This is a genomic window from Nocardia sp. NPDC004722 (genome assembly GCF_053601505.1).
Map to the genome: position 1 here is coordinate 1 of NZ_JBSGBY010000267.1, position 10,940 is coordinate 10,940.

General features: G+C 67.9%; 9 protein-coding genes. 3 read left to right on the forward strand and 6 right to left on the reverse strand.

The window, feature by feature from the left end; all coding sequences use genetic code 11:
• The 3 genes from pstA to ACWELQ_RS24445 all read left to right on the forward strand — a co-directional run.
• The coding region (pstA, locus tag ACWELQ_RS24435) for a phosphate ABC transporter permease PstA (protein WP_452399376.1) at positions 1-784 on the forward strand (784 nt) is incomplete at its 5' end.
• A 12-nt stretch (positions 785-796) separates the two neighbouring features.
• Positions 797-1,573, forward strand: a complete 777-nt coding sequence (pstB, locus tag ACWELQ_RS24440) for a phosphate ABC transporter ATP-binding protein PstB (RefSeq protein WP_213558211.1) — start codon at positions 797-799, stop codon at positions 1,571-1,573.
• 187 nt (positions 1,574-1,760) lie between these two features.
• Positions 1,761-3,377: an MFS transporter gene (locus ACWELQ_RS24445; protein ID WP_452399377.1), complete on the forward strand. Its 1,617-nt coding sequence runs from the start codon at positions 1,761-1,763 to the stop codon at positions 3,375-3,377.
• Between the two features lie 70 nt (positions 3,378-3,447).
• Here ACWELQ_RS24445 and phoU read toward each other — a convergent pair whose 3' ends face one another.
• From phoU to ACWELQ_RS24475, 6 genes are all read right to left on the reverse strand, one after another.
• On the reverse strand, positions 3,448-4,119 hold the full coding sequence (phoU, locus tag ACWELQ_RS24450; RefSeq protein WP_452399378.1) for a phosphate signaling complex protein PhoU: 672 nt from the start codon (positions 4,117-4,119) through the stop codon (positions 3,448-3,450).
• A gap of 110 nt (positions 4,120-4,229) precedes the next feature.
• Positions 4,230-6,377, reverse strand: a complete 2,148-nt coding sequence (locus ACWELQ_RS24455; protein ID WP_452399379.1) for an LCP family glycopolymer transferase — start codon at positions 6,375-6,377, stop codon at positions 4,230-4,232.
• A gap of 219 nt (positions 6,378-6,596) precedes the next feature.
• The gene (gene dusB / locus ACWELQ_RS24460) at positions 6,597-7,745 is read right to left on the reverse strand and encodes a tRNA dihydrouridine synthase DusB (protein ID WP_452399380.1); all 1,149 of its coding nucleotides are present in this window, start codon (positions 7,743-7,745) and stop codon (positions 6,597-6,599) included.
• Between the two features lie 72 nt (positions 7,746-7,817).
• Positions 7,818-8,642 (reverse strand): hypothetical protein, encoded by an 825-nt coding sequence (locus ACWELQ_RS24465; protein WP_452399381.1) that lies wholly within the window; start codon positions 8,640-8,642, stop codon positions 7,818-7,820.
• A 4-nt stretch (positions 8,643-8,646) separates the two neighbouring features.
• On the reverse strand, positions 8,647-9,420 hold the full coding sequence (locus tag ACWELQ_RS24470) for an alpha/beta fold hydrolase (RefSeq protein ID WP_452399382.1): 774 nt from the start codon (positions 9,418-9,420) through the stop codon (positions 8,647-8,649).
• Between the two features lie 153 nt (positions 9,421-9,573).
• Positions 9,574-10,557 (reverse strand): acyl-ACP desaturase, encoded by a 984-nt coding sequence (locus ACWELQ_RS24475; RefSeq protein ID WP_452399383.1) that lies wholly within the window; start codon positions 10,555-10,557, stop codon positions 9,574-9,576.
• Positions 10,558-10,940: the final 383 nt, after the last annotated feature.

Consider the following 10,940-nt stretch of genomic DNA (forward strand, 5'->3'; position numbering starts at 1 on the left):
CCTGGTCCCGCTGCTGTGGGTGCTGTTCATCGTGATCCAGAAGGGTGCGGTCGCGCTGACCCGCTCGGGCTGGTTCACCAAGTCGCAGAACGGCGTGCTGCCGGACTCGCACGATGGCGGCGTCTATCACGCCATCTACGGCACCATCATCCAGGCGGGCATCGCGGCCGTGATCGCGGTGCCGCTGGGCATCATGGCCGCCGTCTTCCTGGTCGAGTACGGGCGGGGCTGGCTGGCCAAGACCACCACCTTCATGGTCGACATCCTGGCCGGTGTGCCCTCGATCGTGGCCGCGCTGTTCATCTTCGCGCTGTGGATCGCGACCCTCGGGTTCAAGCAGAGCGCCTTCGCGGTGTCGCTGGCCCTGGTGCTGCTGATGCTGCCCGTGGTGGTCCGCTCCACGGAGGAGATGCTCAAGCTGGTGCCGGACGAATTGCGTGAGGCCTCTTACGCGCTCGGCATCCCGAAGTGGAAAACCATTGTGCGGATCGTCATTCCGACCGCCGCCCCGGGCATGATCTCCGGCATGCTGCTGGCCGTCGCCCGCGTCATGGGTGAGACCGCGCCGGTGCTGGTGCTGGTCGGATACTCGAAGGCCATCAACTTCGATGTCTTCAACGGCAATATGGCCTCGCTGCCGCTGCTGATGTACCAGGAGCTGTCCAACCCGGAGGCCGCCGGCCGCGAACGCATCTGGGGTGCGGCGCTGACCCTGATCCTGATCATCGCGCTGCTGTACGCCGCCGCCGCTGCGGTCAACAAGCTGCTGACGCGGAACCGATAGAAGGAAAGACTGATGGCCAAGCGAATTGATGTCAAAGACCTCAATATCTACTACGGCAAGTTCCACGCCGTCGCCAATGTCGGTCTGACGGTGCTGCCGCGCAGCGTGACCGCGTTCATCGGTCCCTCCGGCTGTGGCAAGTCGACCGTGCTGCGCGCGCTCAACCGCATGCACGAGGTGACCCCGGAGGCCCGCGTCGAGGGCGCGGTGCTGCTCGACGGCGAGGACATCTACGGCGCCCAGGTCGATCCGGTCGGCGTGCGCCGCACCATCGGCATGGTGTTCCAGCGGCCGAACCCGTTCCCCACCATGTCGATTCGCGACAATGTGGTGGCCGGGCTGAAGCTGCAGGGCGTGCGCAACAAGGGCCAGCTCGACGAGGTGGCCGAGCAGTCGCTGCGCGGCGCCAACCTCTGGAACGAGGTCAAGGACCGCCTGGACAAGCCGGGCGGCGGCCTCTCCGGCGGTCAGCAGCAGCGTCTGTGCATCGCGCGCGCCATCGCGGTGTCGCCGGACGTGCTGCTCATGGACGAGCCGTGTTCGGCCCTGGACCCCATCTCCACGCTCGCGATCGAGGATCTGATCACCGAGCTGAAGAAGGAGTTCACCATCGTCATCGTCACCCACAACATGCAGCAGGCCGCGCGTGTGAGTGACCAGACGGCGTTCTTCAACCTGGAGGCGCAGGGCAAGCCGGGCAAGCTGATCGAAATCGACGAGACCGAGAAGATCTTCTCGAACCCGTCGCAGAAGCAGACCGAGGACTACATCTCCGGCCGCTTCGGATAACCAACAGACTCTCCGGCGTCTACGACCCCTGCCATTGGCAGGGGTCGTTTCATTTGTGCAGGTAGTGGTGCGTAAGCGGGTGCTGTGTGGCGTCCGTCATATGGCCGCGCGGTGATTGTGTGCAACCGTTCGTCACAGTTAGTCTGACCTCAATGGTAAACCGATCGGTTTAGTAAGGAGGTGTCGGATGACTGTCTCAACGGCGAGCCTGAAATCCGGAACAACCGCGGCCGGACTGTCGCAGCGGGCCAAGGTGGCGGCATTGGTCGCGATCTGTCTCGCGGAACTGCTTGTGGTCCTGGACAACACGCTGGTCAATGTGGCCCTGCCGTCCATGGCCGTGGAGTTGCAGGCCGATATGAGCGGACTGCAGTGGATCGTGGACGCGTTCACCCTGGCCTTCTCCGGCCTGCTGCTGGCCATGGGACACCTCGGCGACCGGTACGGGCGGCGGCTGTTCATGATCATCGGCCTGAGCGGCGTGGCCGTCATGTCCGCCGCGGGCGCGTTGTCGTCCGGGCTCGGCCAGGTCATCGCGGCCCGCGCCGGCATGGGCGTCTTCGCGGCAGTGGTCTTCCCGGCCACGCTGGCGCTGCTCACCAATATCTTCACCGCCCGGCGGGAGCGGGCCGCGGCCATCGCGCTGTGGACCGCCATGGCGGGCATCGCCATCGCCATCGGCCCGACCGTCGGCGGCTGGCTGCTGGAGTACTTCTCCTGGCATTCGGTGTTCTGGATCAATGTGCCGGTGGCGCTGGTGGCCATCGCCGCGGTGCTGGCGACGGTGCCGGAATCCCGTGCGGAGCATGTGGATCGGCTCGACCGCGTCGGCATCGTGCTCTCGCTGGCCGGGGTGACCGCGCTGGTGTGGTCCATCATCGAGGCGCCCAAGCACGGCTGGCTGGCCACCGAAAGCCTTGCGGGCTACCTGGTTTCGATCGTGCTGCTGGCCGCGTTCGTGGGCTGGGAGCTGCGCACGCCCACCCCGGTGCTGAATATGCGACTGTTCCGCAATCGCCGCTTCGCGCTGCCGTCGCTGGCGATCACGGTGTCCTACTTCGCGGCCTTCGGCTTCCTGTTCCTGATCACCCAGTACTTCCAGGGCGTGAAGGAGCTGTCCCCGCTCGAATTCGGCATCCACTCACTGCCTTTCGCGGTGGCGGTCGGCTTCGGCGCGCCCATCGCCACGTTGCTGGCCCAGCGGGTGGGCACGACGGCGATGGTGGTGTCCGGGCTGCTGATTCTGGCGGTTGCCATGTACATCGCGGGCCGCACCACGGTCGACACGCCGTATGTGGGGCCGGTGGTGGTGTCCATGATCCTGATGGGTCTGGGATTCGCCATCGTTCAGGGTCCCGCGACCGAATCCATCATGGGCGCGGTGCCTTTGGAGGAGGCGGGCGCGGGCTCGGCGGTCAACGACACCACACGCGAGGTGGGCGGTGCGCTGGGCGTGGCGGTGCTGGGTTCTGTGATGACCTCGGTCTACACGAGTCATATCGCGGATCGGATCGGTGCGATTCCCGCGCAGATCATGAACGCACAGCAGAAGGATCTGGCGAGCAATACGCCGATCAGCATTATCGGGATCGTGAACGCCCCGGTGAATCCGCTGCTCGCGCAGGCGAAGACGGATCTGATCCACGCCATGAAGGTCGCGGCCATGCAGGGTTCCACGGTCGCGTCCTATATCGCGGTCGGTTCCCTGGTGGTATGCGCGGCCATCGTGGCCGCGACACTTCCGTGGCGGGTGGAAAAGGGTGAATCGTTCCTGATGGGGTGGCGCGAGTCCGACGAAGACTGACGCCACAGGGCCTCCGGCCCTTGGAAGTGGGGTTTCAGGGGCTTCCCCTGAAACCCCTTTTTCCCGAGAGCTAGATGCTCTCCTTCTCGGAGTCGGGGTCGGGCGGCAGCACGCCGGTGACGAGGAACACCACGCGACGCCCGATCTCGACGGCGTGGTCGGCGAAGCGCTCGTAGTAGCGGCCCAGCAACGCCACGTCGACGGCAGCGGCCACGCCGAACTGCCAGTCGCGGTCCATGATCAGCGTGAACAGGTGCTTGCGCAGGTCGTCCATCGCCTCGTCGTCGTCGGTGAGCTTGGCGGCCCGCTCGGGATCGCGGGACTCCAGCACCTCCTTGGCGGTGGCGCCCATCTTGACGGCGACCCGGCCCATTTCGGCGAAGTAGCTGTTGACGGCCTCGGGCACGGCGTGTGCGGGGAAGCGGCGTCGGGTCATCTTGGCGACGTGCAGGGCGAGCACGCCCATCCGGTTCACATCGGCGACGATCTGGATGGCGCTGACGACCTGCCGCAAATCACCGGCGACCGGGGCCTGCAGGGCCAGCAGCGCGAAGGCCTTCTCCTCGGCGAGCGTAATCATCTCGGCGATACGGTCGTACTCGCTGATCACCTGCTCCGCGAGCTCGAGATCGGCATTGAGCAGGGACTGGGTGGCCCGCTCCATCGCCGATCCGGCGAGCCCGGCCATGCCGCCGAGCAGATCGGCGAGCTCGGCCATTTGTTCGTTGTAGATGACACGCATAGGTCAAGACATTAGTGCGCACCGCTGACCAAGTCACCAACTGCGGGTTAACCGTCGGTGCCGGTCGGTTCCAGCAAAGTCACCGCAGTTCCGCTCAGTGGGACTGGTGCTTACTTGCACAGGTCGTCGGCGGCGTTGACGTGCTCGAGATCGGACGGAAGTGTGACCGGGGCCGCACTCGGTCCGCCGGAGTCCGTCGGCGTGTCGGGCAGGGCCTGGCCGAAGCCGGTGGGCGCTTTCACCGTGCCGGTGAAGTCCGCGCCCGCGACCACCTCGACGATGCTGCCGAGTCCGCTCGCGGGTTCCAGGGTCGCGCCGGGGATGGCGCTGGCCACGGTCGCGGCCTCGGCCTCGTGCCCGGCGGAGTAGCGGACCTTGGTCTTGGCGGAGGTGCCGTCGGCGTAGTTGCCGGTGCTGTAGATCTGGAAGCCCTGATTGGCCAGCTTGGTCGCGGTCGTGCCGGCGATGCCCGCCTGGCCGGAGCCGTTGGACACCTGCAGCGAGACGGTGCTCGGATCCACCGCCAGCAGTTTGGGTTTGGCGGTGGGGGCCGCGCTGGTGGTGGCCGGGGCATCGGTCTTCTTCTCGCCGGGCAGCGGCTGGTCGTCGATGACGGCCCGGAAGATGGCCTTGATATCGGATTCGCGCGGGATCTCGTTGCCGTACGAGGTGGTGCCCGCGGTCGGGACGGTCAGGAAGGTGATGGCTCCCGCCTGCATCTTCTGCATCGAACGGCCCAGCGTCAGCAGGTCTTTGGTGGTGACGTTGTCCATGAACGAGTGCTGGGCGAAGGCGTTGATGAAGCCGTTGAGCTTGCCCGGATCGAAGAGCACCTTGCTCGACAGCGCGCTGCGCAGCAGCGAGGACAGGAACCGCTGCTGCCGGTTGATCCGGTCGTAGTCGCTGCGCTCCTCGCCGTAGACGTGCCGGGCGCGCACGTAATCCAGTGCGGTGGAACCGTTCACGGTCTGCTTGCCGGGTGTGGTGAGCACGGTGCCGAGGACCTCGTCGACGAGCGGCTTGGTGGTGCACACCTCGACGCCGCCGACCACGTCGACCATGGACTCGAAGCCGGAGAAGTCGATGCCGACGAAGTGGTTGATCTTCAGGCCGGACAGTTTGGTGATCACCTTGGTCAGGCATTTGGGCCCGCCGAGGGCATAGGTGGCGTTGAGCTTGTCGCCAACGGCCCCAGGGTATTTCGAGCCGTTGTAGGTGGCCTTGTCGTTGTCCCAGCCCTCGCAGTCGGGGCGGGTGACGTCCAGGTCGCGCGGGAAGGAGACGGCGACCACGCGGGCCCGGTTGGCGGGGATGTTGACCAGCATGACGGTGTCGGAGCGCGCGCCCTCGGCGTCGTCGACGCTGCCGGCGCCGAGGCTGGCGTTGGCACCCGCACGGGTGTCGGTGCCGACGATGAGGAAGTTCTCGTCGCCGGTCTGCCCGTCGACGTCGACCACGTCGGTGTTGTTGTCCTCGAGGGCCGAAACCTGTTGGAAGTTGTTGTCCTTGGCCTTCAGATAGCTCCAGCCGCCACCGGTGACGACGAGAGCGACGACGGCGATCACCGCGAGGAAGGCGCGCCCGGCGAGGGCGAGCCGCCGGTTGCGGCGTCGGCGGGCCGGTGAGATCCGTTTGGCCGGTTCGGTTCCCACCGGCGCGGGTAGCGCGGTGGTGGGGTAGTCGGCGGGCGAGGTGACCTTGCGTCCGAGCAGCGCCTTGGCGCGCTGGGCGGGCGGAACGGGTGGCGGCGGCGTGGCCTCGGTGACCGGGGGCAGTTCCTCGGTGACGGGGTCGGCGCTCGGGTCGGGGCGCACGGCTCGATTGCTGCCGGTGCCGGGTGCATTGGCGACGCGGCGCAGGTGGCTGGTGTCGCGTGCGGGCCGCGGTGCACCGTTGCCGGGCTGGGCGCCGTTCGGGGGCTGCGCACCGTTGCCGGGCTGGGAACCGTTGGGGCCCGGGAGATTCGGCGGGGCGATCGCCGGTGTCTCCGAGACCGGCGGCGCGACAACCGGTTCGCCGGTATTGCCGTGCGCGCTGCTGTCGGCGGCGGCGCGGCGACGGCGGCGGGTCTGGCGTTCGCTGTCGACGCGTTCGACGAGATCCTGGACCGAGATCGGTGCTGCGGCGGCGGAATCGGAGTCGTCGGTATGCCGGGAGCGGCGGGCGCCGTCGGCGGGATCGTCGGTATTCGCGGGCAGGCGTTCCCAGGGGGCGCGGCCGCCAGAGCGGGGCGTCCGCCCGTACCGATCGTCACCCACCTACGAACCTCACTTCGCTCTTGATACCGAGGGCCATGATAACGATTTCGCCACGATCAACCACTCGAACGTATGTCCATCGAGGTACGTCCGATATCGGTGCTTTATCCGGGTATTCCACGGGTTCGGATGGTGCGCCCCGGAAAGTGTGCCAGGGTGTCGGCGCTACGCCCGGGAGCTGCGCCGGGCGTTGTCCAGATCGAGAGCCGAACGGCGTGATCAGCCGCCGCTGTGCATGACGTCGGCGGCGGTCGGCACGGTCGCGTCCTCGGGATCGTCGAGCCAGCCGTCGGGCAGCGCCACCTTGGTCTGCGGCGAACCCTGCCGCCCGCGCGGGCCGAGCGCGTCCTCCGGGAACGGCACGTCGGGATCGAGCTGCCCGACCAGGTCGCCGATCTGGTTCAGGCTGGTGACGGTGGCGAACTGGCGGCGCAGCGCCGAACCCACCGGGAAGCCCATCAGATACCAGGCCATGTGCTTGCGGATATCGCGCATCGCCTTGTCCTCGCCGTCGTGCTCCACCAGCAGGGCGGCGTGCCGGTAGAGGATCTCGCCGACCTTGCCGAGGGTGGGGCCCGCCGGGATCGGCTCGCCGCGCAGGGCCGCGCTCAGCTCGCCGAACAGCCACGGGCGGCCGAGGCAGCCGCGGCCGACGACCACGCCGTCGCAACCGGTTTCGGCCATCATGCGCAGGGCGTCGTCGGCGCTGAAGATATCGCCGTTGCCGAGCACCGGGATGCTGGTGACGGTCTCCTTGAGCCGGGCGATGGCGCTCCAGTCGGCCTGCCCCGAGTAGAGCTGCGCCGCGGTGCGGGCGTGCAGCGAAACCGCCGCCGCGCCTTCGGCTTCGGCGATGCGCCCGGTGTCGAGGTAGGTGTGGTGCTCGTCGTCGATGCCGATTCGGAACTTGAAGGTGACCGGGACATCGCCTGCGGCCGCGACCATTTCGCGCACGATCTCGCGGAACAGCCGCCGCTTGTAGGGCAGGGCCGAGCCGCCGCCGAGGCGGGTCACCTTGCGCACCGGGCAGCCCAGGTTCATGTCGATGTGGTCGGCCCAGCCCTCGCCCACCACGATGCGCACGGCCTCGCCGAGCGTCTTGGGGTCGACGCCGTAGAGCTGCATGGAGCGCGGGGATTCGTCGGGCCCGAAGGCCATCATGTTGAGCGTCTTCTCATTGCGCTCGACGATGGCGCGCGCGGTGATCATCTCGCACACGTACAGCGAGGTGTCGCTGCCGAACTCCCGGCACAGCGTCCGGAACGCGACATTGGTGATGCCCGCCATGGGAGCCAGCACCACGGGCGGGTCGAGCGGGTAGGGCCCGATCCGCAACTCGGTCTTGGGGGCATCCAGCGAGGCAGTCACGCCGTCAAGTCTCTCATTCGCGAGGCCGGGCCCAGAGCCGCCTACCCCGCGCAGTGCCCCCGGTCACACGGTTCACCACACGTGCAGCCCGCGCCGGCGCACCACGGCGACCGCGATCAGGGTGCCGAGCAGCCACACCGCGAGCCCGACCCCGAGGTGGATCGCGCCGCGCATCTCACCGGACATGGTGCGGCCCAGGTGGTAGCCGAGAATGGCGCGCTGCTCGCCGTCGATCGGCCGGACGAAGTAGTACAGCCCGTACGGCAGCACCAAGTGGGTCAGCCAGGGCACGGTGCTGCGCCACTGCCGGCGCGCGATCCAGCGTTGTCCGAGCGCGCGGGGTCGCACGGCGAGCAGCACCGAGACGATATTGCCGACCCCGAGCCAGGCCAGGATGGGCAGCGCGACATCGGCGACCGAGAAGCCGGTGCGCCGCATGGTCGGGTGCACGCTGGTTTTCATGGTGAGCGCGGCGGTGGCCAGCAGGGTCGGCAGTCCGACGATGATCAGCAGCGCGAGGTTCTTGACGAGCAGGATCCGGTGCACCCCGAGTCCGGCCGCCAGGCTGAGGCGGGTCCGGTCGGCGTCCACGCCGAGCACATTCGTGGTGGTGACGTCCGCCAGTACGAAGGTCGCGAAGTAGACGCCGACGAGCACGCCCCACCCGTGCCGGTGCAGGGTCAGCGGGGAGACGAGCAGAAACAGCCCGGACAGCACCACATTCGCGCCGACGCCCTCGAGCCACAGCGCGGGCGGCGTGAACGACCACCGCACCTCGCCCGCGACCTGCCGCCACAGCGGTTGTCCCGGGCCGATCGGCCGGGGCGCCGGGTGGCGGCGTTCGGTGTGGAACTGGGTGCGGGCGCGTTCGCGCACCGCGACCAGGGTGCCGCGCATCGGTTCACTCCAGCGAGTCGACAAAGGCGCCAATCCGAGCGGCCACGACGTCGGGCAGTCGTCGCGGAAGATGGTGGCCACCCCCGCTGAGCAGTTCGATTCGGGCGCAGGGCAATTGCGTGCTCAGGGCGCGGGAGGTGGAGATCGGCACGACCTTATCGGCCGGGTCGGCGAGGATCAAGGCCGGCATCCGGATCTCGGTGAGTCGGTCCGTCCATCGGTCGAGCGTGTCGAACAGTTCGCGCTGTTCGGTCAGGAAGCTGCGCCAGACCTGCCCGTGCCGGTGGTGCACCCCGGCCAGTAGACCCACCGCGGCCGGTGCGCTGATCCGGGATGGATTGCGGTCCAGTCCCTTCCGCGCCAGCCACGGCAGCACCGACCAGGCGGTGAGGGCGAGCGCCTCACCCGCGAAGGGCGCGGCGAGCACGCCGTCCCAGGTGCTGAGGCAGCCGGGCCCGACACTCGCGACCAGCACCAGCCCGCGAACTCGCGCCGGCGCCAGCGCCGCCACCGCCAAAGCGACCGCCCCGCCGTACGAATGTCCCACCAGCACGGCGTTTTCGATGTCGTCGCGGTCCAGCCGCGCGAGCAGCCACCGCGCGTTGTCCTCGATCGACCCCGCCGGATCCGGATTGTCCCCGTACCCCGGCCGATCCAGCGCCAACGCCGCGACGGTCCCCGGCAGCCGGGCGCGCACCGCGTCCCAGTCGGACCGGTCACCCGGTTGCCCGTGCAGCAGCACCACATTCGCGGCGCCGACCCGGGTCTCGAGGCTCATCTCTCCATATTCGCGCCGGCACTACCGTCGGGACTGGGGGTCTCCGGTGAGGTTCCTGTGAGTCGCCCCGTAACGCAGAACTCGGCCCCCGGGACCGAAATCCGCAGGGGCCGTGCTCTTTGTATGGGGGTTCGGGGGCGAAGCCCCCGACCGCTAGCTTCCGGCGGAAGCCAATTCCTTCTCGCGCTTGGCGGCCTCGCGGGCCAGCATCTTGTCGCGCTGCTCTTCGAACTTCACGACGTCCTTGCCCAGCTTCTCGAGGAAGAGGCCGAGCCGCTCACGGGTCTCCTCGCCGCGCGCAGTGAAGTCGTCGCGCTCGAAGATCCGCCACTTCTTGAGGACCGGGTTCACCACCTCTTCGAGGTGCTGGCGCAGGTCGTAGATGCCGTGCTTGGCCATCAGCACACCGTTGCGACGGAAGTTCGGCATCCCGGCGCCCGGCATCTGGAAGTTCTCCAGGATGAGGGTGATGGCCTCGAGGGTCTGGTCGGGCGAGAGGTCCAGGGCCGCACCGCACATGTTGCGGTAGAAGATCATGTGCAGGTTCTCGTCGGCGGCGATGCGCTGCAGCATGCGGTCGGCGATGGGGTCGTCGCAGACGCGGCCGGTGTTGCGGTGGCTGACGCGGGTGGCCAGCTCCTGGAAGGTCACGTACGCGACCGAGAACAGGAACCCGGCGTTGTCCAGGCTCTCCAACTGCTCTGTGGGAGACGCGAACCCGTTGGTCATGTGGATCATGCGGGCCTGCTCGAGGGCGACGGGGTCGACGCCGCGGGTGACGACCAGGTAGTCGCGCATCACGATGCCGTGCCGGTTCTCCTCGGCGGTCCAGCGGCCGACCCAGGTTCCCCAGGCGCCGTCCTGGGAGAAGTTCTCGGCGATCTCACGGTGGTAGGACGGCAGATTGTCCTCGGTGAGCAGGTTGGTGATCATGGCCGCCTTGGCGAGCTCACTCAGCTTCGACTGCTCGGGATCCCAGTCGACGCCACCCATGGCGGCGAAGTTGCGGCCTTCGTCCCACGGCACATAGTCGTGCGGGTGCCATTCCTTGGCCAGGGAGAGGTGGCGGTTGACGTTGTCCGCGGCAACCGGCTCCAACTCCCGCAGTAGCTCGAGTTGAGTCAGATCCTTTGCCATATACATGCCCTTCGTGTCGTGCGTCATGCTGTCGTACCCTCGCCGGCCTGCCGCCGCGGCCCATACCTTACGTGACCGTAGGGTGATGTGAAACTCACATGCGCAGCATTGCGGTGTTGGTGAGAGATGTCATAAGACAACGGCCCACAGCGACGGGTGTATCGCTGTGGGCCGCAGTTCGTTAGCCGCACATCACCTTCGATGTGCGCTCACTTCTTGCCCAGCAAACCGCCCAGTACATTGCCGAGGACGTTGCCGGCGTTCTGGCCCATGGCCTTGCCCAGGATGCCGGCCTTCTCCAGGGTCTCGCGCACCAGTTGCAGCGAGCGGCGGTCGGCGACCTGCCAGCCGACGGCGATGACGGCGTCGCGCTCACCGGGCAC